The organism is Fictibacillus sp. Mic-4, assembly GCF_049843615.1.
Classification (GTDB): Bacteria; Bacillota; Bacilli; order Bacillales; family Fictibacillaceae; genus Fictibacillus_A; species Fictibacillus_A gelatini.
Genome location: NZ_JBBHZM010000003.1, coordinates 42,410 through 64,355 on the forward strand (window position 1 = coordinate 42,410; position 21,946 = coordinate 64,355).

25 protein-coding genes are annotated in these 21,946 nt (G+C 40.6%); 22 read left to right on the plus strand and 3 right to left on the minus strand.

The features are described from left to right. The 14 genes from thiI (at position 1) to WD019_RS04030 (ending at position 12,473) form a co-directional block, all read left to right on the plus strand. Positions 1-1,212 carry a tRNA uracil 4-sulfurtransferase ThiI gene (thiI, locus tag WD019_RS03965; RefSeq protein WP_425710723.1) on the plus strand — a complete coding sequence of 404 codons (1,212 nt, stop codon included), beginning with the start codon at positions 1-3 and terminating at the stop codon, positions 1,210-1,212. 104 nt (positions 1,213-1,316) lie between these two features. Next, positions 1,317-1,520: a small, acid-soluble spore protein, alpha/beta type gene (locus WD019_RS03970; protein ID WP_425710724.1), complete on the plus strand. Its 204-nt coding sequence runs from the start codon at positions 1,317-1,319 to the stop codon at positions 1,518-1,520. Between the two features lie 122 nt (positions 1,521-1,642). After that, positions 1,643-3,229 (plus strand): acyl-CoA synthetase MbcS, encoded by a 1,587-nt coding sequence (gene mbcS, locus WD019_RS03975; RefSeq protein ID WP_425710725.1) that lies wholly within the window; start codon positions 1,643-1,645, stop codon positions 3,227-3,229. A gap of 65 nt (positions 3,230-3,294) precedes the next feature. Next, positions 3,295-4,890: an amidohydrolase gene (locus WD019_RS03980; RefSeq protein WP_425710726.1), complete on the plus strand. Its 1,596-nt coding sequence runs from the start codon at positions 3,295-3,297 to the stop codon at positions 4,888-4,890. 90 nt (positions 4,891-4,980) lie between these two features. Beyond that, positions 4,981-5,985 carry a signal peptide peptidase SppA gene (gene sppA, locus WD019_RS03985; protein WP_425710727.1) on the plus strand — a complete coding sequence of 335 codons (1,005 nt, stop codon included), beginning with the start codon at positions 4,981-4,983 and terminating at the stop codon, positions 5,983-5,985. A gap of 10 nt (positions 5,986-5,995) precedes the next feature. After that, the gene (locus WD019_RS03990; protein WP_035350054.1) at positions 5,996-6,478 is read left to right on the plus strand and encodes an RDD family protein; all 483 of its coding nucleotides are present in this window, start codon (positions 5,996-5,998) and stop codon (positions 6,476-6,478) included. Positions 6,479-6,657: 179 nt separating this feature from the next. Then, a complete protein-coding gene (locus WD019_RS03995) occupies positions 6,658-7,332 on the plus strand; it encodes a DUF2953 domain-containing protein (RefSeq protein ID WP_026676594.1) in 675 nt (224 codons plus the stop codon). A 1-nt stretch (position 7,333) separates the two neighbouring features. After that, positions 7,334-7,804: a GerW family sporulation protein gene (ytfJ, locus tag WD019_RS04000; protein ID WP_026676593.1), complete on the plus strand. Its 471-nt coding sequence runs from the start codon at positions 7,334-7,336 to the stop codon at positions 7,802-7,804. 106 nt (positions 7,805-7,910) lie between these two features. Next, a complete protein-coding gene (tpx, locus tag WD019_RS04005; RefSeq protein ID WP_026676592.1) occupies positions 7,911-8,408 on the plus strand; it encodes a thiol peroxidase in 498 nt (165 codons plus the stop codon). An 80-nt stretch (positions 8,409-8,488) separates the two neighbouring features. Next, a complete protein-coding gene (locus WD019_RS04010) occupies positions 8,489-9,484 on the plus strand; it encodes a class I SAM-dependent methyltransferase (RefSeq protein ID WP_026676591.1) in 996 nt (331 codons plus the stop codon). Between the two features lie 145 nt (positions 9,485-9,629). Continuing rightward, the gene (locus WD019_RS04015; RefSeq protein WP_026676590.1) at positions 9,630-10,823 is read left to right on the plus strand and encodes an acetate kinase; all 1,194 of its coding nucleotides are present in this window, start codon (positions 9,630-9,632) and stop codon (positions 10,821-10,823) included. Positions 10,824-10,911: 88 nt separating this feature from the next. Beyond that, complete coding sequence (locus WD019_RS04020; RefSeq protein ID WP_425710728.1) at positions 10,912-11,745, plus strand: EcsC family protein; 834 nt, start codon at positions 10,912-10,914, stop codon at positions 11,743-11,745. Positions 11,746-11,749: 4 nt separating this feature from the next. After that, positions 11,750-12,256, plus strand: a complete 507-nt coding sequence (locus WD019_RS04025; protein ID WP_026676588.1) for a MogA/MoaB family molybdenum cofactor biosynthesis protein — start codon at positions 11,750-11,752, stop codon at positions 12,254-12,256. Between the two features lie 28 nt (positions 12,257-12,284). Then, positions 12,285-12,473, plus strand: coding sequence for a hypothetical protein (locus WD019_RS04030; RefSeq protein WP_425710729.1), 189 nt, complete (start codon positions 12,285-12,287; stop codon positions 12,471-12,473). A 22-nt stretch (positions 12,474-12,495) separates the two neighbouring features. On the opposite strand, the gene WD019_RS04035 is transcribed toward WD019_RS04030, so the two are convergent. Continuing rightward, the gene (locus WD019_RS04035) at positions 12,496-12,810 is read right to left on the minus strand and encodes a hypothetical protein (protein ID WP_026676586.1); all 315 of its coding nucleotides are present in this window, start codon (positions 12,808-12,810) and stop codon (positions 12,496-12,498) included. Positions 12,811-13,050: 240 nt separating this feature from the next. Between WD019_RS04035 and WD019_RS04040 the strand changes: the two genes are divergently transcribed. The 4 genes from WD019_RS04040 (at position 13,051) to WD019_RS04055 (ending at position 16,861) form a co-directional block, all read left to right on the plus strand. Next, positions 13,051-14,256, plus strand: coding sequence for an argininosuccinate synthase (locus WD019_RS04040; RefSeq protein WP_026676585.1), 1,206 nt, complete (start codon positions 13,051-13,053; stop codon positions 14,254-14,256). Beyond that, positions 14,253-15,623, plus strand: coding sequence for an argininosuccinate lyase (gene argH, locus WD019_RS04045; protein WP_425710730.1), 1,371 nt, complete (start codon positions 14,253-14,255; stop codon positions 15,621-15,623). The genes WD019_RS04040 and argH overlap by 4 nt, the downstream gene beginning before the upstream one ends. 198 nt (positions 15,624-15,821) lie before the next feature. After that, the gene (locus tag WD019_RS04050; protein WP_425710731.1) at positions 15,822-16,613 is read left to right on the plus strand and encodes an alpha/beta fold hydrolase; all 792 of its coding nucleotides are present in this window, start codon (positions 15,822-15,824) and stop codon (positions 16,611-16,613) included. 89 nt (positions 16,614-16,702) lie between these two features. Next, positions 16,703-16,861, plus strand: a complete 159-nt coding sequence (locus WD019_RS04055) for a hypothetical protein (protein ID WP_425710732.1) — start codon at positions 16,703-16,705, stop codon at positions 16,859-16,861. A 35-nt stretch (positions 16,862-16,896) separates the two neighbouring features. On the opposite strand, the gene WD019_RS04060 is transcribed toward WD019_RS04055, so the two are convergent. Beyond that, entirely contained in the window at positions 16,897-17,997 is a 1,101-nt protein-coding gene (locus WD019_RS04060) for a M24 family metallopeptidase (protein WP_425710733.1), read from the minus strand. A 145-nt stretch (positions 17,998-18,142) separates the two neighbouring features. On the opposite strand from WD019_RS04060, the gene WD019_RS04065 reads away from it, so the two are divergent. The 3 genes from WD019_RS04065 to WD019_RS04075 all read left to right on the plus strand — a co-directional run bounded on the left by WD019_RS04065 (position 18,143) and on the right by WD019_RS04075 (position 20,562). Continuing rightward, positions 18,143-18,820: a metal-dependent hydrolase gene (locus tag WD019_RS04065; protein ID WP_425710734.1), complete on the plus strand. Its 678-nt coding sequence runs from the start codon at positions 18,143-18,145 to the stop codon at positions 18,818-18,820. A 79-nt stretch (positions 18,821-18,899) separates the two neighbouring features. Beyond that, positions 18,900-19,145: a hypothetical protein gene (locus WD019_RS04070; protein ID WP_026676580.1), complete on the plus strand. Its 246-nt coding sequence runs from the start codon at positions 18,900-18,902 to the stop codon at positions 19,143-19,145. 100 nt (positions 19,146-19,245) lie between these two features. Further along, positions 19,246-20,562, plus strand: coding sequence for a DRTGG domain-containing protein (locus WD019_RS04075; protein WP_425710735.1), 1,317 nt, complete (start codon positions 19,246-19,248; stop codon positions 20,560-20,562). Between the two features lie 29 nt (positions 20,563-20,591). Here the strand turns inward: WD019_RS04075 and WD019_RS04080 are convergent, their stop codons facing one another. Continuing rightward, positions 20,592-20,894, minus strand: coding sequence for a YtpI family protein (locus WD019_RS04080; protein ID WP_026676578.1), 303 nt, complete (start codon positions 20,892-20,894; stop codon positions 20,592-20,594). A 104-nt stretch (positions 20,895-20,998) separates the two neighbouring features. Here WD019_RS04080 and WD019_RS04085 point away from each other — a divergent pair, with 104 nt between their 5' ends. Then, the gene (locus WD019_RS04085; protein WP_425710736.1) at positions 20,999-21,946 is read left to right on the plus strand and encodes a DHH family phosphoesterase; all 948 of its coding nucleotides are present in this window, start codon (positions 20,999-21,001) and stop codon (positions 21,944-21,946) included.

The window sequence follows — 21,946 nt, forward strand, 5'->3', positions numbered from 1 at the left end:
ATGAATTATGATCATATTGTCGTTCGTTACGGCGAACTCGCTTTGAAAGGAAAAAACAGGAAATGCTTTGAAATGCAGTTAAAAGATACAGTGAAAAGGAAACTAAAGCCTTTTCCAAAAGTCACTGTGACGAAAACCCGTGACCGGATTTTAGTGGAGTTAAACGGAGAAGAATATAAGCCAATTATTGAAAAACTTCAAGAAGTATTCGGAATTCATGCCTTAAGCCTTGCCCTTAAAGCGGAAAATGAAATCGAAGCGATTAAAAAAGCGGCATTAAAAGCATTTGAAGAGCTTGAGTCCAATCCAAAAACTTTTAAAGTATCAGCAAAACGCAGCTATAAATCGTTTCCGATTAATTCCCAGGAATTGAACCATCATATCGGCGGCTATATTTTAAGTCATACGGACAACATTACAGTGGATGTCCACCATCCTGATGTAGAAGTGAAAGTAGAGGTCAAAGATGACGGCACGTACATTAGCTGCCTTACGTTTCCTGGCCCGGGGGGCTTGCCGGTAGGTGTTGGAGGCAAAGCAATGCTTATGCTTTCGGGCGGAATCGATAGTCCTGTTGCGGGTTATTTAACGATGAGGCGCGGCGTTCGGATTGAGGCCATTCACTTCCATAGCCCGCCATTTACAAGTGAACGGGCAAAACAAAAAGTTGTTGATTTAATGCAAGAGCTGACTCGTTTTGGAGGCAGAATGAAGCTTCATATCGTTCCATTTACCGCCATTCAAAAAACAATTAAAGACAAAGTTCCAGCGAGTTACTCGATGACCATTATGCGTCGAATGATGCTTAGAATTTCAGAACGTCTTGCCATCAAACAAAATGCATTGGCCATTGCCAATGGCGAAAATCTTGGACAGGTCGCCAGTCAAACGATCCATAGCATGTACACAATAAATGAAGTAACGAATGTCCCTATTATTCGCCCTTTAATTACAATGGATAAAATTGAAATTATGGAAATTGCAAGAAATATCGGGACGTACGATATTTCGATCAGGCCTTACGAAGATTGCTGCACAATCTTTTTGCCGTCAGCGCCAAAAACAAAACCAAAGCGGGATCGGGCCAACTACTATGAACAGTTAATTGAGGATATCGATGAGCTTATTGACGAAGCCATTGAAAATATCGAAGTCCTTTATTTTGATGAAGCTAAGAAAGAACAAGATCAAGCATTCAATGACCTTTTTTAAAGGTCAAAAAGCCGAAGTGGGAGTTTCCACTTCGGCTTAATTTTACCACGGATGACTTCGCTCTAATGGAAGCAATCTATAAGTACAGAGGGGGTGAAACAATCATGGCAGATAGAAATTCTAATCAATTATTAGTTCCTGGTGTCGAACGAGTGATTGATCAAATGAAAAACGAAATTGCTTCTGAATTTGGTGTTCAGTTAAGCGCTGATAACACATCTCGTTCAAATGGATCTGTTGGCGGTGAAATTACAAAACGTCTTGTTGCATTAGCTCAACAACAAATCGGCGGCGTTCAAAATAAATAATATGGCTTAAAGAGCGGTGAATCACCGCTCTTTTATTTATCTCTTTTTAAAGCTGACTATTAAAAATTTTCAAAAATTAGTTTATAATAGATCATAGACCATCTGTAAAAGGAGGAACAATTATGGCTCAGCTGCTGAATTTACAAGCACCGAACATGTATAATGCGACAGAAGAGATGGAGAAGTTTGCTGAAAATCCTACGGCAAAAGCTCTTGTCTGGAAAAATGAAAAGGGAGTTACAAAAGAACTTACCTATCGAGAACTTTTCGACGCATGCAACAAAACGGCAAATGCCTTGACGAAAATCGGATTAAAGAAAGGCGAAAAAGTTCTTGTACTTATGCCGCGAAAAATTGAAACGTATTACGTTTATCTTGCTTGCTTAAAAGCGGGCTTAGTTGTGATCCCAAGTTCGGAAATGCTCAGGCCGAAGGACTTAAGCTATCGAATTAACCATAGCGAGGCAAAAGCAGTTATTGTGGACGCTGCCTTTACCTCGAGCATCGACCAAATAAAAGAAGCTGTGCCAACGTTGCAATTTAAGTTAATCGTTGGGGGAACGAAGGAGAAATGGATCTCCCTTGATGAACTCATCCAAAGTGAAAGCGCTTTATTTGAACGTGTGTTAACGAATAAGGATGATATGGCATTTTTATCATATACTTCGGGTACGACAGGGCAGCCAAAAGGAGTTGTACATACACATGGATGGGCATATGCTCATTTACGGACGGCTGCAAAAAGCTGGTTAAATATTAAAGAAGGCGATAAAGTGTGGGCTACTGCCGGGCCAGGCTGGCAAAAATGGATTTGGAGCCCGTTCGTCTCCGTGCTTGGGTGCGGGGCGACCGGTTTTGTTTACGCGGGAAAATTTGATCCGAATGCGTACTTGTCACTTTTAGAAGAACAAGAAATTAATGTTTTATGCTGTACGCCTACGGAATACCGATTAATGGCGAAAGTGGACAACCTTTCAGAATACAAGCTCCCACATTTACGAAGCGCCGTTTCAGCGGGTGAGCCGCTTAATCGAGAAGTCATTGATACGTTTAAACAGCATTTTAACATTCTTGTAAGAGACGGTTATGGCCAAACGGAAAATACCCTTTTAGTTGGAACCATGGAGGGAATGGAAATAAGGCCCGGCTCGATGGGGAAACCAACACCAGGGAATATGGTTGAAATCGTGAATGAAGAAGGAGAGCCGGCAGGCGTTGGCGAAGTCGGTGATATTGCCGTCCATAAAAGCTCTCCAGCACTTTTTAAAAACTATTATAAAGATAATGAACGGACAAAAATGGCATTCCGTGGAGATTATTATTTAACGGGGGATAAAGCTAAAAAAGATAAAGACGGCTATTTTTGGTTTGAAGGACGTGGCGATGACATTATCATTAGCTCAGGCTATACGATCGGTCCATTTGAAGTTGAGGACGCCCTTGTTAAACATCCTGCCGTAAAAGAATGCGCCGTTGTTGCAAGCCCTGATGAAATTAGAGGGCATGTCGTCAAAGCATTTGTCGTTTTAAAAGGCGCGATACCGGATGACCAGGAACGGTTAATTAAGGATTTACAGAACCATGTGAAAGAATTAACAGCACCTTATAAATACCCGAGAAAAATAGAGTTTGTGAAGGAGCTCCCGAAAACAACTTCAGGAAAAATAAGAAGGGTGGAATTGAGGCAAAAGGAATTGCAATCCAGTTAAACGTAAAGACAGGTATAAAGCCTGTCTTTATCTATGTGATGTAAAGCAGGAAGGAGAGAGTAGAAATGGGTACGCTATATAAAGGCGGAACGATTTATACGATGAAAAACGAAGGGGATACGGTTGGAGCCGTCTATGCAGATCACTCTGGAATTATAGATATTGGCTCCGAAAAGGATCTAGTTTCGAACTATCAAGATGAGATCGAAGAAGTGGTTGATTTAAAAGGAGGAGTCATGTTTCCCGGCTTTGTCGACAGCCACCTTCATTTAATCGGACACGGGGAAAAGCTGATTCGTCTTGATTTATCGAAAGCAACTTCCGCAGCCGAAATGGTCGAATATTTAGAGGAAACGGTTAGCCATACGGGATTAGAAGAGTGGGTAATTGGAGACGGATGGAACGAAAATAATTTTCCCGATCGCAAAATCTTTCATCGCCTGGAATTAGATGAAATAGCGCCAAACCGTCCGATGTTTTTATCGAGAGTATGCCGGCACGCATTTTTAGCAAACACGAAAGCGCTTGAACTCGCAGGGATTACAGCAAAGACACCGGATCCGCCAGGAGGTATTATCGTTCGGGATGAAAAAGGAGAAGCAACAGGTCTGTTGCTCGATAGCGCGGCGGAGCTTGTGAAAAAAGTGATTCCGCCTGTAAGTGATTCGTATTTAAAACGAGCAATAACAACGTCGGTCGATGATCTTCTTTCTGTTGGATTAGTAGGGGGACATACGGAAGATTTAAATTATTATGGAGGGTTTGAACGAACAGTTTCGGCATATAAATCATGCATTGATGGCAGAGCGCGAAAGTTTAAAGCCCATCTTCTCGTTCATCATGAAGTTGCAGATCAATATAAGGGGTCCAATAAAGGCGTTTGCAGCCATTATCTTGAATTTGGCGCCATGAAAATTTTTTCGGATGGGGCTTTTGGAGGTCGTACGGCACTTTTAAGTAAACCATATAATGATTTGCCGGAAACGTCAGGTGTCGCGATACATACGCCCGGGCAATTAAAAAAGCTTGTTCAAAAAGCCAGGGAACATAAAATGGCGGTTGCCGTTCACACAATTGGTGATCTTTCTCTTCAATATACGATTGAAGCGATTACCTCCTGCCCACCGACAACGGATGCCCGTGATCGAATTATTCATGCCGGGCTTGTTCGCGAAGATCTTATCGGGCAGTTAAAAAAGCTTCATATTATCATTGATATACAGCCAGGGTTTGTTGCCTCTGATTTTCCATGGTTAATTGAGAGGTTAGGCGAAGAACGGGTGAAATGGGCCTACCCTTTTAAAACGATGCTAGAAAACGGCTTGCATTGTGCAGGAGGATCGGATGCACCGATTGAGCCTGTTAATCCGCTGTTCGGGATACATGCGGCCATTACTAGAAGAAAACCGTACGAATCGCATGAAGGATACGTAAAGGAACAAAAATTAACACCGTATGAAGCGATCGGGCTGTATACGACTGGAAGTGCCTATGCGATCAACAAAGAAAGCAAACGCGGAATGATTGCTTCGGGGTATGAAGCGGACTTTACCGTTTTTGACCGTGATTTATTAACCATTAGCCCGGATGACCTTTTAGAAGCAAACGTATTATATACGATTGTAGACAACACAATAGTTTATAAAAAAACGAATGTTTAACACATTCGTTTTTTTATTTTTGTAGTATGAAAATTGGGTTATATGTTAAACTTTGGAGGGAATATAATGAGGGGGCTAAAGGAGGATTTCATGAGCACAAAACGTTGGGTAGCATTATTGATCGCAGCGGCCTTATTTTTCACTTCGATTCTTTTTAAAATAGCTGTATCCATTACAACAGGGACGTTCAATAATTGGGAAAATGTAGTAATGCCTGAAGATGAATTTGAAGAAAAAGTAATGGAAAAAGGAAATGCGGATAAAAAAATCGTAGTACTGGACATTTCCGGTGTCATTCAAGATACGGGCGAAGTATCAGGCCTCCTGCAAAGTTCTGAATACAATCACCGCGAATTTCTAAAAATGTTGAAAAATGCCGGAAGTGATCATGATGTTGCGGGAATCATTTTACGGGTCAACTCACCGGGCGGCGGTGTCGTCGAAAGTGAAGAAATTCATTCGAAAATCGAAGAAGTGAAAAAGAAATATAAAAAGCCAATCTATGTTTCTATGGGCAGTATGGCAGCATCTGGAGGATATTACATATCGACGCCGGCAACTAAAATTTTCGCCAGTCCTGCGACAATGACCGGCTCGCTCGGTGTCATCATTCAATCAATGAATTACGGTGAACTGGCGAAAAAGTTTGGCGTCAAATGGAATACCATTAAAAGCGGCCCATATAAAGATATCATGTCTCCTGCACGGGAGATGACGAAGAAAGAGAAAGACATCATGCAAAGCATGGTTAACAATGCTTATGATCAATTTGTCCATGTCATTTCAAAAGGAAGACATATACCGGAAGAAGAAGTAAGGAAAATCGCCGATGGTAGGATTTATGATGGTCTTCAAGCGAAAAAATTGCATCTCGTAGATGAGATTGGATCGTTTGACGATTGTCTTCAAGCGATGAAAAAGGCAACAGGCAAAAGAGATGCCAGGGTTGTAAGCTATGAACAGTCTATTGGATTGAATTCCTTACTTTCAATGGGAATGCAGAAAATGATTTCGCCAAATAAAGATTTGCTTGGTATCAAGGAACTGTTAAGCAAACCACAGGCTCCGACGATTAAATATTTGTATACGGAATAGAGGTGATAAGATGAATAAAATCACGTTAGATGAAGAGCCAAAAGACGGGTATACGATTTTTCTCCCATTAAAATATGCCGGTTTTTGGATGAGGTTTTGGGCATTTCTCATTGACTTGATTGTGGTAGCAAGTTTAAATCGATTCGTATTGGCGCCATTTTTTAAAGTGGAAAACATTACGTTTGGGCCGTACGATATTTTTTCAGTGGAAGGGCTTGTTACAACCATTGTTCTTTATCTCTATTATGTCATTATGACAAAACTGACGGGCCAAACGCTTGGGAAAATGATTATGAATATCAAAGTGTTAAGTACGACAGGTGAGCCACTTACATGGGGAACGGTATTTTTTCGTGAAGTGATCGGAAAAATGATCAGCAAGTTCCTTTTTATCGGATATATCTTCGCCGCTTTTTCAAAACGAAAGCAAGGATTTCATGATTATTTTGCGGATACATATGTTGTCCATAAAGATGTGGCAGCGAATGAATAGAAAAAATAAAAAAGCTTACATTACTAGAAAAGGGTCATTTTTCTTTTGAAAAATGACCCCTCCTTTTTGCACCAGGAAGCGGCTATACGCCCCCTTTCGCAAATTGAACTTCGCGCTTTTAGATTGATGTTTATTTCTTTTCAATGACGTTCATAATGGGTATGAAAGGAAGATTTTGTATGAACGTCCTATTCATTATAATTAGTGCCATCATTGTTTTTTTCTTTGTTTTGTTATTTTCAAAATTAACCGTTCAAGTTTATTTTTCACGAGAAAAAAACAACGATCATCTCCGTATAAAATTAAGATTATGGGGAATTCTTTCCTATACGCAAGAAATTCCTATTATAAAATTCGATCCAAAAGATAAGGCGGTTGTATTGAAACAAGAGAAACATGCCGGCCAAAAAACAATTGCCGAGAATAAAAAGAAAATTACGATTGCGGAGATTATTGATGGAATAGAACAATTTAAACGATTTCTCACACATATTGCCGGATTTTATACGATTATAAAACGATTTTTACAAAAGGTCACTGTGAAAAATATTGAATGGCATAGCCGGATAGGGTTAGGCGATGCTGCCAGTACGGCTATTGCAGCTGGAGCGATGTGGGGAGTGAAAGGGAATGCACTCGGAATGCTTTACCGACTTGTAAAGGTAAAGGGAAGACCCAATCTTTCTGTTCATCCCCTTTTTCAAGGCACGACCGTCCAAACAAGAATGTCTTGTATGATTTCCTTTAGAATCGGGCAAGCTATTGTCGTTATGATTCAATTGTTAAAACATTGGAGAGCAAGTGGAGCTCCTATACGTTCAAGTAACTCAAAATACATGACAGGAGGTACATAACATGTCCGAACATCCAATTCAAGGGTTAATGAAAACAGCGATGGAAAATTTAAAAGAAATGATTGATGTCAATACTATTGTTGGTGATCCTGTTGAAACGCCCGACGGAAGTGTCATTTTAACCGTTTCAAAAGTAGGCTTTGGATTTGCGGCAGGCGGAAGTGAATTCCAAAATCAACAGCAACACTCTTCCAATCATGGCGATCAAAGCCATCAAGGACAAGGAGAAGAACTTCCTTTTGGCGGCGGTAGCGGCGGAGGCGTATCCATTACGCCAATCGCATTCCTCATTGTAAGCAACAATGGCATCAAAACGATTCATTTAGACAACAGTACACATCTTTATGAACGTTTATTGGATCTCGCTCCAAGTGTTGTCGAAAAAATCCAACAGATGATGGGCTCAAAGAATAACAATAAAGGAAATCAAAACACTACGACCTTTATGAAGAAGGATAATGTTGATTTTTAGTTAACTGCTTTTCGCAGTTAACTTTTTTATGTGCGTTTAAGTTGCAAGATCCGCTAAAATAGAGATATGATGAACATGTACATATATCTTAAAGGGAGGCTTTTACATGGGAGTAACGTTTAAAGAAAAACCAGTTACATTGTTAGGAAGCCAGGTTAAGGTAGGGGATAAGGCGCCGGATTTCAAAGTGCTTGCCAATGATCTTTCAGAAGTGACGTTAGCTGACACAAAGGGAACTGTCCGTATTATTTCTGTCGTTCCTTCCCTTGATACGGGTGTTTGTGATGCACAAACTAGACGGTTTAACGAGGAAGCTGCCAGGCTTGATAATGTCAAGGTGTTAACGATTTCCGTTGATCTTCCATTTGCGCAAAAACGCTGGTGTGGTGCAGCAGGCGTTGAAAATGTGCAAACTCTTTCCGACCATCGTGACCTTTCGTTTGGCAGGGCATATGGTGTTGCGATTGAAGAATTACGTCTTCTTGCACGGGCGGTATTTGTCATTGACAGTTCAGATACGGTAACATACGTAGAATATGTCGATGAAGTGACAAACCACCCGGATTACGAAGCGGCGATTGAAGCGGCTAAACAGGCAAAATAAGAAAATGCCCCGGATTTCTTCTCCGGGGCATTTTTATTTGATACAATGGATCCGTAATGTTATGAGCGGAGGAAAAAAGTATGAATTCATTTTCGAAAGTGGAACAGCTCTTTACAGTCCTTGACAAGACGACAGAAAAAATAAAAAACGACTTAGATCTTACCTATTTAGATGCGCTTGCCGAAAGCGGGGAAAATCTTGTATGTAACGAAATATCTGAGCGGCTATCTCCCCTTGTTAAACAATATGTGGAGCAAAAATATCATTCGGTTCAACTCGATCAACTGTCCAGAGAAGAAATCAGGAAGGCTTTTCAACTAGCCGTTTTAAAAGGAATGAAAGAAGCGATTCAGCCACATCACGCGATGACACCGGATTCAGTCGGAATCTTTGCAAGTTATCTCGCCGGTAAGCTTGTAGAAGAAAGAAGCGAACTAACCGTGCTTGATCCGGCTGTCGGATCGGGGAACTTGCTTACAACGGTTTTAAATCAGCTGCCAATGAAAAAGCAACAAAGCTATGGTGTGGAAATTGATGATACATTACTTCGGTTAGCATCGGTCATTTGCAATTTGCAAAAGCATTACGTCGAATTTTACCATCAAGATAGCATAAGGCCATTGTATGTGGATCCGGTTGATCTCGTTGTGTCGGATTTGCCGGTCGGCTATTATCCTGATGATGATGTCGCGAAAAGTTTTGCCGTTCATTCGGAGAAAGGGCATACGTTTGCCCACCATCTGTTGATTGAACAAAGTATTAACTATTTGAAAGAATCCGGTTTTGGGGTTTTATTAATTCCTAATTCTCTATTTACAAGCGAACAGGCGCCTCTTCTGCAAGCATTTCTAAAAGAAAATGCGGTGATTTTAGGAGTTGTGCAGCTTCCTTTAAGTCTGTTTAAACAAGAAAGCCAGGCAAAAAGTATTTTATTGTTGCAGAAAAACGGCCCTAAAACAAAAAAACCAAAACAAGCGCTGCTCGTAGAACTCCCGTCATTTTCAAAAAAAGACGCACTTAGAGGTGTGATGAAGCAGATGGATGAATGGTTTCAAAATGATTGGAGAAACTCTTAATACAAACATTTAATTATTACAAATCTGTTAAAATGCTTTAAAGTCTCGAAAAATGATGGTATAAGTATGAAGTTAAGATTTTAGCGAAAAAGAAGCACTTGCTCTTTAGTAAGTACTTCTTTTTCTAATGTTAGGAGTGTCAAGTATGTCTAAAATAATGGCAATTAATGCAGGAAGTTCCTCATTAAAATTTCAATTGCTTGAAATGCCTGAAGAAAAAGTATTGACAAAGGGCATTGTTGAGAGAATTGGACTGCAAGATTCCATTTTTACGATAGAAGTAAATGGAGAAAAAATAAAAGAAATCACCACAATTAAAGATCATTCTATTGCGGTTCAAATGCTCCTGGATAAATTACTTAAACATCATATTATTTCATCTTATGATGAGATTGAAGGACTCGGCCATCGGGTCGTCCATGGTGGAGAACGATTTAGCGATTCAGTTCTCATTACTGATGAAGTAATAAAGGAAATAGAAGATTTATCCGATTTAGCGCCGCTTCATAATCCGGCCAACGTGACGGGGATCAAAGCATTTAAAACCATCCTTCCTAACGTCCCGGCTGTAGCTGTATTCGATACGGCATTTCACCAAACGATGCCGGAACAATCGTTTTTATATAGTTTGCCTTATGAGTATTATGAAAAGTACGGCATTCGAAAATATGGGTTCCACGGCACTTCTCATAAATATGTTTCAGAACGTGCGGCTGAACTTCTGGGCCGTCCAATTGAACATTTGCGGCTTATTTCTTGCCACCTTGGCAATGGAGCAAGTATTGCCGCGATTGAAGGCGGCAAATCGATTGATACATCTATGGGATTCACGCCTCTTGCAGGGGTAATGATGGGAACTCGTTCCGGAAATATTGATCCAGCCTTAATTCCATATATTATGGAGAAAACAGGGCAATCTGCTGAGGAAGTAATTGATGTTTTAAATAAACGAAGCGGAATGCTCGGTATATCAGGATTCTCTTCAGACTTGCGCGATATTGAAGATAAGGCATCCGAAGGTAATGAGCGTGCCGAATTAGCGCTAGAACTATTTGCATCAAGAATCCATAAATATATTGGGTCGTATGCGGCACGGATGGCTGGCATTGATGCGATTATTTTTACGGCAGGAATTGGCGAAAACAGTGATGTAGTCCGCGCGCGAGTTCTTCGCGGCCTGGAATTTATGGGAGTTTACTGGGACCCTAGCCTTAACAAAGTACGCGGCAAAGAGGCATTTTTGAACTACCCTCATTCGCCTGTAAAAGTCCTTGTCATCCCAACGAACGAGGAAGTTATGATCGCAAGAGACACGGTGCGGCTATCAAAAGAAAGTTAAAAATGGGAGCGGAATATACCGCTTTCATTTTTTTTATGCATATAAAAAGGTATAATAGAAACAAAACGGTTGTACTTGGAGGAATGTTATGAGCTGGACACCGCGAGAAGAAAAAGTTTGGCAAGACATAGAGAATTGGGAAGCGCGCTATTTTACATATGAACCGACAGATTTTGAAATGACATATGAACGATGGATTAACGGACAATTAGAAAGAATGAATCCTGGAGTAATCGAAAAATTAAATCAAGCGATTGATACATCGTTATTTCATATCCATTCTTTCATTCAAAACTCAAGACAACAAATGGATTTGCGCCAGCGGCTGCTGACAGGGGCGCGCACGTTCCGGGAAGATATAGAAACGATTGAAGATATGAAACGATGTACAGTTGACCAGCTTGCCTTTATCGCAGAACAACAAATCGCAAGAAACCGTCTTCTCTCATTGGCGCAAGGAGGACTGTCGGGAACGGGAGGACTGCTTTTTCTAGGCGTCGACATTCCCGCTCTTATAACGATTCAAGTTCGTTCGGTGCAATATATTGCGATGAACTATGGCTATGATATTGACCGCCCGTCAGAAATGATGATGTCATTAAAAGTGTTTCACGCAGCGACTCAGCCGAAACGATATCAGGCAGAAAGCTGGCGGCAATTGCTGGAAGAAATTCAAAGAGAACGCGACCCTCTCTTTTATGAGGGGGATGATACGGTAGCCGATCTTTCCTGGATGTCGTATCCTTTAAAGCAAGGGATAAAAGGGATGGCAATTATGCTATTGCGCAAAAAAATCGTTCAGGGTATTCCGCTCTTTGGCATTGCTTTTGGGGCGGGGATGAACTACCAGCAAACGCGAACAATTACGGAATTTGCCCATAAATTTTATCAAAAACGTTTTTTACTAGAGAAGCGAGGATAGATCAATGAGTGTTCAAGAACATAAGGCACTTGCTCCTACGTCCGTTGGCTGCAAGGTCATTACCGTTAGTGATACAAGGACTGAAAAAACGGATAAAAGCGGGAATTACATAGTAGATAAACTTAAAAGCGAAAATCATTCAGTCATCAACTATTGCATTGTAAAAGATGATCGGGTTGAAATTATGAAAGCCATTCAAGAGGGAGCGAGACATCCAGAGATTCAAGTGATCTTATTGAACGGAGGAACAGGGATCTCAAAACGGGATGTCACGTATGAGACAGTTCAAAGTCTTCTCGAAAAAGAAATCGTAGGCTTCGGCGAATTGTTTCGGATGTTAAGCTATACAGAAGATATCGGGGCAAGCGCTATGTTAAGCCGGGCCATTGCCGGTGTTTACGAGAATACCGCCATTTTTTCGATGCCGGGGTCGACAGGCGCGGTCAGGTTAGCAATGGAAAAATTAATTTTAAACGAAATCGGTCATGTTGTTCGAGAATTAAGTAAATAACCGGGTATTTCTTTCGAGGAGGTAGTTGATGAACAAACAACGAAACTTCCATTGCTGTGCTTCATGCATTCATTATCGCATCGAAAAGATGAATAGTGGGGGTACTATTTACATGTGCGCAAGGCTCGGATATGAGACGAAGCCGACGTACAAGTTTAATTGCTGGACACCGAAAGAAAACGTTAAAAAGTTAATCGCAAAATATGAAAAATCCTAAACGGCACTTCGTTTAGGATTTTTCACTGATGAAATTTCAATGAAAGATTCTGGTCGATTCGATACCAGAGCCATAAATCATTGATGATGGAAGCAAGCTCCGCGATCTCTGTATTTAGCAGGCACGAACGGTCGAAGTCTTCCTCACATGCGAGTTCTTCCTGTTTTTGATTAATCACTTTTTCGATGGAAAAAATTCGATCCGGTATCGTTCCCCTGATCGTTTCCCAGCGGGCGAGAATCATCTCCTGGACATTTTTCGGGTACTCTTCCCATAAAGACTCAAGTGAGGGCAATTCAATGCCAAGCCGTTCATTGTACAAAAAAGAAAAAGTCACTCCTACCACCTCTAACTTATTGTATAACAAATGATTAAAGAGGAGCCAGCAATAATTAAGCTAAGCCTGTTTTTATTAATTTTTATACAAATTTACTCATAAATATTGAAATTCAATTCAATTCTTGTTATAGTGTGCATAGAATAATTTGAAGAGGCCATTGGATGCTTCTTTTTATTTAAACATAAATGTATAAAAATACATTAATAAGAATGTATATTCATAAAGGAGATGGGAGAAATGGCGAAGAAAAAAGTGGTCCTTGCATATTCCGGAGGATTAGATACATCAGTTGCCATCAAATGGTTGCAAGAGAGAGGCTATGATGTTGTTGCATTGGGATTGGACGTCGGGGAAGGAAAAGACCTTGAGTTTGTCAAACAAAAGGCCCTCCAGGTAGGCGCTGTTCAGTCATATATTTTAGATGTAAAAAAAGAGTTTGCAGAAGAGTATGTTCTACCAGCATTACAAAGCCATGCACTATACGAAGAGAAATACCCTCTCGTATCGGCGCTGTCAAGACCGCTTATTGCGAAAAAATTAGTTGAGATTGCAGAAGAATGCGGGGCACAGGCAGTAGCTCATGGCTGCACAGGGAAAGGAAATGACCAGGTACGTTTTGAAGTATCGATTGCAGCGTTAAATCCAAACCTTGAAATCATTGCACCTGTCAGAGAATGGGCATGGTCCCGCGAGGAAGAGATTGAATATGCGAAAAAGAATAATATTCCGATTCCAATTGATCTTGATAGCCCGTATTCGATCGATCAAAACCTCTGGGGAAGAAGCAATGAATGTGGGATTTTGGAAGATCCATGGGCAGCGCCTCCTGAAGATGCGTATGAACTGACTTCTTCTATTGAAAAAGCGCCGGATACCCCGGAAATTATTGAAATTGAATTTGAAAGCGGAGTGCCTGTTGCCTTAAATGGCGTGAAATATGAGCTTGACCAATTGATTTTAGAGCTGAATAAAATCGCCGGGCTTCACGGAGTCGGACGCATTGACCATGTCGAAAACCGATTAGTCGGCATAAAGTCGCGTGAGGTGTATGAATGTCCTGGCGCAATCACACTCTTAAAAGCCCATAAAGAATTAGAAGATATTACATTAGTAAAGGAACTTGCCCACTTTAAACCGGTAATCGGGAAAAAGTTGACTGAGCTTATTTATGAAGGATTATGGTATTCCCCGCTTCGCAACGCGCTTGAAGCGTTTTTGAAAGAAACGCAAAAAAACGTTACCGGCGTTGTGAGAGTAAAATTATTTAAAGGCCATGCCATTGTTGAAGGGCGAAAATCACCTTTCTCATTATATAATGAAAAATTGGCGACATACACGACGGAAGATGAGTTTGACCATCAAGCAGCGGTAGGATTTATTTCCTTATGGGGACTGCCGACAAAAGTAAATAGCATGGTTCAGAAAAATGAGGTGAAAGCATGAGCAAATTATGGGGCGGCCGTTTTACACAAACAGCAGAACAATGGGTAGATGAATTCGGCGCTTCCATTTCTTTTGATCAGCAATTAGTAAAGGAAGATATTACTGGAAGTATCGCTCATGTTACGATGCTCTCTAAATGCGGTATTCTTGCGGAAGAAGAGGCTGAAACGATCAAAAAAGGTTTAGAGACACTTCTTGCAAAAGCGGAAAATAATGAGCTTGATTTTAAGGTTGAATACGAAGATATTCATTTAAACATTGAAAAAATGCTGACCGACGAGGTAGGCGCTGTCGGCGGCAAGCTCCATACAGCAAGAAGCCGAAACGATCAGGTTGCGACTGACATTCATTTATACATGAAAAAAGAAGTAACATCTATTATTGAGCAGCTAAACCGATTGCAATCTGTTCTCGTACAACTCGCTGAAAAGCATGTCGAGACGATCTTTCCGGGATACACTCATCTTCAGCGGGCCCAGCCGATTTCATTCGGCCACCATCTGCTTGCTTACTTCTGGATGTTCGAGCGCGATAAAGAACGATTAAGCGAAAGTTTAAAACGGATTAACGTTTCTCCTCTTGGCGCAGGAGCGCTTTCAGGTACAACGTTCCCGATTGATCGTGAGTTGACAGCAAAGCTTCTCGATTTTGGTGCGGTTTATAAGAACAGTTTGGATGCGGTTAGCGATCGCGATTTTCTTATCGAATTTTGCAGCAATGCTTCTATGATTATGATGCATTTGTCCCGTTTTTGTGAAGAGCTTATTTTATGGTCGTCACAAGAATTTCAATTCGTTGAAATAAGCGATAAATATGCGACAGGCTCGAGCATGATGCCGCAAAAGAAAAATCCGGACATGGCTGAATTAATCAGGGGGAAAACGGGCCGGGTCTATGGTAGCTTAATGACATTGTTAACAGTCATGAAAGGATTGCCACTTGCCTATAACAAAGATATGCAAGAAGATAAAGAGCCAGTTTTCGACAGCGTCAAAACGATTAAAGGTTCGCTTGCTATTTTTACAGGAATGATGGAAGAAATTACGGTCAATAAAGATAAAATGGAAAAAGCAGTCTCGCAAGACTTTTCCAATGCGACAGAACTTGCTGATTACCTCGTCAATAAAGGCATTCCGTTTCGTGAAGCTCACGAAATTGTTGGCAAGCTCGTTCTAACATGTATTGAAAATCATATATACTTATTGGACTTGCCAATGAACATATATAAAGAAGCGTCCTCTTGCTTTGAAGAAGATGTGTATGATTTCCTTCACCCATACAAAGTGGTAGAGCGAAGAAATTCTTTAGGAGGAACCGGTTTCAGTGCGGTCCAGGCAGCCATTGAAGAAGCAAAAAAACGAATCTAAAAAGATGAGGCGTATATGCCTCATCTTTTTTGACGAGACGAAGTTGAATTCGGAGAATAGCCAATTTTATCTTATTCAACAATTAACTTCAACTAGTGCTTTAGCTATTGTTTCGTGTTTACATTTCAATTGAATAGGGTAAAGATACAATATACCCAACACCTGGATGAATTCATAAGATGAAGGAGACGATCGAAGATGGATACAAAAACACTCTTATTACCGAACTTGGAAATGGCATATGTTGATGAAGGGGAAGGAAAGACTATCGTTCTTCTTCATGGTTTTTGCGGAAGTCATAAATATTGGACAAAACAAATTGAAGAACTGGCAAAAGACTACCGCGTCATTGCACCTGATCTTAGAGGTCATGGGAAATCGACAATTACAAATGAAACAACAACAATAGAAAGCATGGCGGATGATATCAAGTGGCTACTTGATAAGCTGAACATCGAAAAAGTAACGATGTTTGGCCATTCGCTCGGAGGATACATTACTCTGGCATTCGCCGAAAAATATGAAGAGATGTTAGAAGGCTTTGCGCTCGTTCATTCGACCGCCCTCCCCGATTCAGAAGAAGCGAAAAAAGGAAGAATGCTTAACATTGAAAGAGTCAAACGAAATGGTATTCATTCGTTAGTGGATCACTTAATTCCGAAGCTGTTTTCTGCAAAAAATGTAGAGGAGAAGGCAAAAGCGGTGGAAGTGGCGAAGGAAATCGGTTATGTAACTTCGCCGGAGGGCGCGATTGCCGCACTGGAAGCAATGAAAGACCGCCCGGATCGAAATAGCCTACTTGAAAATACATCTTTGCCTGTATTATTAGTTGCCGGTAAAGAAGACAGTGTGATCCCGCTGGAAAATGCGTTTTCTGCAACAAAAGAAACCATTATTCAATATACGATAGAAAAGGCAGGCCATATGAGTATGTATGAAGAGCCGGACGAATTGATTCATGTGATGCGGAGCTTTTTGCGATCCCATTAAATGAGATGACTGTGGAATATTGGAATAGTAACATTTCCTTCGTTGATAAACAATAAGTGATGATGTCACTTTTGAGGAGGAAATGGAGAATGGAAAAAGATAAAAAAAATCAAACGATAGAATTTGATGCTGAGGGTGTTGAAACTGTCAGCCAACAAATTCAAGAAGCTTATCAAAGCGGTGTTATTGATCCAATCGGGCAAAATGAAAGAAGAACACAACTTGATGAAGAAGAAAGCTTAGATTAAAGCTTAAATAAAGAATCATCCGAAAGGATGATTCTTTATTTGATAATATGAAGTTCTTTAGGAAACTTAGTCAGGCTTTCAGGACCATTTTCAGTCACGTAAATGTCGTCTTCAATACGAACACCGCCGATATCTGGCACATAAATGCCCGGTTCAATCGTAAAGGTCATTCCCGCTTTAACTTGCTCATCATTATTTGAACTCATCGATGGGAATTCATGAACTTCCAGTCCTAAACCGTGGCCGATTCGGTGAGGGAAGTATTCGCCATAACCTGCTTCTTCAATCACTTTTCTTGCCGCCAGGTCAATGTCACCAAGCCGGGTTCCCGGTTTTGAAACAGCGATTGCAGCTTCTTCAGCTTTTTTTACAATTTCATAAATTTCTCGTTGCTTTTCGCTTATACTTTGGTAAGCAAACGTACGGGTAATATCTGAACAATATCCGTCTACTACAACACCGAGGTCAAACAATACGAAATCGCCCGGTTGAATTTCCCTTAACCCCGGGGTGCCATGAGGCTGGGCGGACTTCTCGCCAAAAAGAACCGTCGTTGAAAACGACATTTCCGATACACCTTTTTTCTTTACTTCAAATTCGATTTGTGCCACCATTTCTTGTTCCGTTTTCCCTTTTGCAATAGTAGACATGCCAACTTCTACGGCAAAATCGGCTAATCGAGCTGCTTCTCTCATCGCTTTAATTTCATCTTCAGATTTAATGATTCTCATTGCATTTAACTGATGTTCAGCAGAAACGAGCTCAGCATTTGGGAAAAGCGATAAAAGATTCAATCCGCGCTCGTACGAAATCTGTTCTTTTTCAACCGCAATGGACTCAATAGCCCTTATATTACGTTTGCTAACGGCTTTACCAAGCAAGTCCCATGGATTTTCAGAATCAGAATAACCGATAATTTCGTCTTTAAATCCAGCTGCTCTTGCCTGAGGAGCTTCCATGCCAGGACAAACAAGGATCGGTTCTTGATCCGGGAAGACCATTACCCCGAGCAATCTTTCATGAGGATGGCAAAGAAAGCCTGTCAAATAATATACATTTGCTGTGGAAGTAACGAAAGCACAGGAAATGTTTTGTTCACGTAACGAATTCGCAAATAATTGAATACGTTCTTTCATGGAAATGTACTTCCTTTCTTTTAAAATAACTCCATAGTTACTGTACCACTTAGAAAATGGGTTGTAAAATGAAGCTTATTTAATACAAAATTTGCAGGAAATCGGGTATGATGGACGAAAAGATATAAGCGAAGGAGTTGATTGTATGAAGGTCACTTATCACGGCCATTCAGTTATTGAAATTCAAACGGAGAAACACAACATTTGGATCGACCCGTTTATTTCGGGAAATAAACTTTGCGATGTAGAAGCCGATCAAGTGAATCCGGATGTCATTTTATTAACTCATGGACACGGAGATCATGTTGGAGATACATTTGAAATTGCAAAGAGAACGAATGGTCTTGTCGTAGCACCAAATGAACTTGCGAATTATATCGCAAGTAAGGGGATTGATAGTCATCCGATGCACATTGGTGGCGGCTATCAGTTTGAATGGGGCTATGTAAAACTGACTCAGGCTTTTCATGGGTCAAGCTATACGGAAGAGGACGGGACGATTATTTATACCGGAATGCCCGCCGGACTTTTGTTTACCGCCGAGGGCAAAACCATATACCACGCGGGTGATACCGCCTTATTTTCCGATATGAAACTCATCGGTGAGCGAAACAAAGTGGATGTGGCATTTTTGCCAATTGGCGACAATTTTACAATGGGTCCTGAAGACGCTTTAACCGCAGCCGAATGGATAAACGCCGGTCTTACTGTCCCGATCCACTATAATACGTTCCCGATTATTAAACAAGATCCGAATGACTTTGTATCGCGTTTAAACGTGAAAGGCAAGGTGATGGAACCAGGAGAAGCTTTGGAACTTTAAAACAAAGTTGCTAATGGCAACTTTATTCGTCTACCTCCCTCTGGACTTGCATAAAGTACTAATAGGGAGGTAATTTCATATGATCAACATGTCAATGTTTCGTATTTTAGCGATGATCGTCTTGCTTTATTATGCAATCCCTCGTTTAGATTTCTCCGGAAATGGCCTTTCATTTGCTTTTTCGGTAACTTGGTCAATTTATGCAGTTCTCGTCATCGGTGGACAAGTGTTGGCGATCAAAGAAGCCTCTAAGAAGCGGCTAAACGTCCAGTCCGGTAAATCGAAGGAAAATAAGCCACAAAAATACCGTTCGTATAGTAGATAGAATTGTCTTTCCGTTCAAATATCTGTATACTTAAACCTGTATCAGTACACTAAAGTATAACAGGTTATACAGATAGTAAACTAAAGGAACGGTGAGAAGTTTGGCAACCAAACACGAACAAATCCTTGAATATATTGAATCGCTAACGATTGGTGAGAAAATTTCCGTAAGGCAAATCGCAAAAGCGCTTTCCGTCAGTGAAGGGACGGCATATCGTGCCATTAAAGAAGCGGAGAATCAAGGCATTGTCAGCACAATTGAACGGGTTGGCACGATTCGCATTGAACGAAAAGTAAAAGAAAATATTGAGAAACTTACCTTTGCTGAAGTCGTTAATATTGTAGAAGGCCAGGTTCTTGGCGGACGTGAGGGCCTTCATAAAACGCTGAATAAATTTGTAATCGGGGCAATGAAACTTGATGCCATGATGCGTTATGTGGATCCTGGCAACCTGCTTATTGTTGGGAACCGTACAAATGCCCATCAACTTGGTTTAAAAGCGGGTGCAGCCGTTCTTATCACAGGTGGTTTTGATACGGATGATGAAGTAAAAGAACTGGCTGATTCGCTAAAACTTCCTGTTATTTCTACAAGCTACGATACATTTACAGTCGCAGCTATGATTAACCGGGCGATATACGACCAATTAATTAAAAAGGAAATTGTCCTCGCCTCCGATATCTTAATTCCCATTTCCAAAACGTACTTTTTACATGCAACGGATCGAATAGAAAAATGGCATGAATACAATCAAAAAACGAACCATAGCCGCTATCCTGTTGTGGATGACAATTTAAGGGTCGTCGGTGTTGTTACATCGAAAGATATTATTGGAATGGATAAACACCTGTTGATTGAAAAAGTAATGTCGAAATCGCCGATCACAGTCAATGAAAAAACGTCAGTCGCCTCATGTGCACATATGATGATTTGGGAAGGGATCGAACTCCTTCCGGTTATCAATCAATCACATAAATTGCTTGGCATTTTGACGAGACAGGATGTATTAAAATCGCTTCAAATGATTCAAAAGCAGCCTCAAGTTGGAGAAACGTTTGATGACCTTATCACAGCAGGTTTAACAGAAATAAAAGATTCTCATGATGTGAAATACCGCTGTGAGGTAACTCCGCAAATGACGAATTATTTAGGAACCGTTTCTTATGGCGTCATAACAACATTAGTGACAGAAAGTGCAAGCAGGGCACTCAGAAAAGTAAAAAAAGGGGACCTCGTCGTCGAGAATATTACCTTTTATTTTATTAAACCTGTCCAAATTGAACATACGATTGAGATTGTTCCAAAAGTGCTTGAAGTAAGCAGGAAATTCGGAAAAGTGGATGTCGAAGTTCATCATGAAGGGGTTGTCGTTGGAAAGGCTCTTCTAATGGCGCAAATCATTGACCATCGATCATAAGAAAACCATGCTCAGGTACATGGCTTTCCTTATGATTTTGCTTTAGTCGCTTCCTCAATCGCAAGAGGCAACAGGTGGCGGTACATTTTATAACCGAATATCATCATGACTAGGCCATATAAAGAAAAGATAATCGCTACCCATAACTGGATTCGGCCCTCCAACATGGAAAGTTGATTAAGGCCAAAAGAGAATAAGAAACAGCCTAAAGCGATTTTTCCTTTTGATCCGACCCATCTTTTTTCAAAAGGAGCTTTCGTTCGGAATTCCTTCGCTTTAAAAAAAATATAGAGACTAAAAGAAATAACGATGAGAATTACAAAAACCGGCATTCGATAACCTCCATTTCTTATTCTATTGTATAGGTTCTTAAAAAAAAATGCCAGATTCCAAAAAAGGATTTTATTAATCGCTTGCGGAAGTTAGGGGGATGCAAATGAAAGAAAAAATACTGAAAGAAATTCAAAACTATGAAACGATTATTATTCACAGACACGTTCGTCCTGATCCAGATGCTCTCGGGTCACAAGGGGGACTTGGGAAAATTATTCAAGCGAGCTTTCCGGAAAAGAACGTCTATTTGGTTGGCGAAGAGGATGAATCGTTAACCTTTTTAGTAGAAATGGACCATATTGCCGACAGTGCCTATGATGGCGCGCTTGTCATTATATGCGATACGGCAAATGTTCCGAGAATTAGTGATGATCGCTATACGTTAGGAGACAAACTTATTAAGATTGACCATCATCCGAATGAAGATCCTTATGGCGATATTATGTGGGTTGATCCTACAGCAAGTTCGGTTAGCGAAATGATTATGGAGTTTTATGAATTTGGCAAAGATAAGGGGCTTGTTTTGTCCGATGATGCGTCAAGACTGTTATATGCAGGAATAGTTGGAGATACCGGAAGATTTTTATATTCCAACACGAGCGAAAGAACGTTCCAATATGCTGGAAAACTGATCCAAAAAGATTTTTCTCCGCAAGCGATTTATGACAAAATGTATGAAGTAAGAGAAAATGTTGTACGATTAAACGGATATGTTTTGCAAAATTTTTCAATCATTGACGGGTGTGTTGGCTACATTTATCTTTCGAAAGAAATCTTAAATGAATTTAATGTCACTGTTAGTGAAGCATCACAGCTAGTGAATAGCTTTTCGAATGTGGCAGGACTTAGGGCATGGGTGTTTTTTGTAGAAGAGCCCGATCAAATTCGGGTAAGGCTCAGGTCAAAAGGGCCGGTAGTCAATAAACTGGCAGCGAAGTTCAATGGAGGAGGCCATCCGCTGGCTGCAGGAGCGACCGTTCATACGATGGATGAAACGAAACAAGTGCTCGAGGAATTGCGAATGGTATGCAAGGAATATTATAAACAATAA

What these genes read in the sequence shown, in the direction of transcription:
- thiI (WP_425710723.1), top strand. Translation starts at nt 1, where the DNA reads ATGAATTATGATCATATTGTCGTTCGTTACGGCGAACTCGCTTTGAAA.
- WD019_RS03970 (WP_425710724.1), top strand. Translation starts at nt 1,317, where the DNA reads ATGGCAGATAGAAATTCTAATCAATTATTAGTTCCTGGTGTCGAACGA.
- mbcS (WP_425710725.1), top strand. Translation starts at nt 1,643, where the DNA reads ATGGCTCAGCTGCTGAATTTACAAGCACCGAACATGTATAATGCGACA.
- WD019_RS03980 (WP_425710726.1), top strand. Translation starts at nt 3,295, where the DNA reads ATGGGTACGCTATATAAAGGCGGAACGATTTATACGATGAAAAACGAA.
- sppA (WP_425710727.1), top strand. Translation starts at nt 4,981, where the DNA reads ATGAGCACAAAACGTTGGGTAGCATTATTGATCGCAGCGGCCTTATTT.
- WD019_RS03990 (WP_035350054.1), top strand. Translation starts at nt 5,996, where the DNA reads ATGAATAAAATCACGTTAGATGAAGAGCCAAAAGACGGGTATACGATT.
- WD019_RS03995 (WP_026676594.1), top strand. Translation starts at nt 6,658, where the DNA reads ATGAACGTCCTATTCATTATAATTAGTGCCATCATTGTTTTTTTCTTT.
- ytfJ (WP_026676593.1), top strand. Translation starts at nt 7,334, where the DNA reads ATGTCCGAACATCCAATTCAAGGGTTAATGAAAACAGCGATGGAAAAT.
- tpx (WP_026676592.1), top strand. Translation starts at nt 7,911, where the DNA reads ATGGGAGTAACGTTTAAAGAAAAACCAGTTACATTGTTAGGAAGCCAG.
- WD019_RS04010 (WP_026676591.1), top strand. Translation starts at nt 8,489, where the DNA reads ATGAATTCATTTTCGAAAGTGGAACAGCTCTTTACAGTCCTTGACAAG.
- WD019_RS04015 (WP_026676590.1), top strand. Translation starts at nt 9,630, where the DNA reads ATGTCTAAAATAATGGCAATTAATGCAGGAAGTTCCTCATTAAAATTT.
- WD019_RS04020 (WP_425710728.1), top strand. Translation starts at nt 10,912, where the DNA reads ATGAGCTGGACACCGCGAGAAGAAAAAGTTTGGCAAGACATAGAGAAT.
- WD019_RS04025 (WP_026676588.1), top strand. Translation starts at nt 11,750, where the DNA reads ATGAGTGTTCAAGAACATAAGGCACTTGCTCCTACGTCCGTTGGCTGC.
- WD019_RS04030 (WP_425710729.1), top strand. Translation starts at nt 12,285, where the DNA reads ATGAACAAACAACGAAACTTCCATTGCTGTGCTTCATGCATTCATTAT.
- WD019_RS04040 (WP_026676585.1), top strand. Translation starts at nt 13,051, where the DNA reads ATGGCGAAGAAAAAAGTGGTCCTTGCATATTCCGGAGGATTAGATACA.
- argH (WP_425710730.1), top strand. Translation starts at nt 14,253, where the DNA reads ATGAGCAAATTATGGGGCGGCCGTTTTACACAAACAGCAGAACAATGG.
- WD019_RS04050 (WP_425710731.1), top strand. Translation starts at nt 15,822, where the DNA reads ATGGATACAAAAACACTCTTATTACCGAACTTGGAAATGGCATATGTT.
- WD019_RS04055 (WP_425710732.1), top strand. Translation starts at nt 16,703, where the DNA reads ATGGAAAAAGATAAAAAAAATCAAACGATAGAATTTGATGCTGAGGGT.
- WD019_RS04060 (WP_425710733.1), bottom strand. Translation starts at nt 17,997, where the DNA reads ATGAAAGAACGTATTCAATTATTTGCGAATTCGTTACGTGAACAAAAC.
- WD019_RS04065 (WP_425710734.1), top strand. Translation starts at nt 18,143, where the DNA reads ATGAAGGTCACTTATCACGGCCATTCAGTTATTGAAATTCAAACGGAG.
- WD019_RS04070 (WP_026676580.1), top strand. Translation starts at nt 18,900, where the DNA reads ATGATCAACATGTCAATGTTTCGTATTTTAGCGATGATCGTCTTGCTT.
- WD019_RS04080 (WP_026676578.1), bottom strand. Translation starts at nt 20,894, where the DNA reads ATGCCGGTTTTTGTAATTCTCATCGTTATTTCTTTTAGTCTCTATATT.
- WD019_RS04085 (WP_425710736.1), top strand. Translation starts at nt 20,999, where the DNA reads ATGAAAGAAAAAATACTGAAAGAAATTCAAAACTATGAAACGATTATT.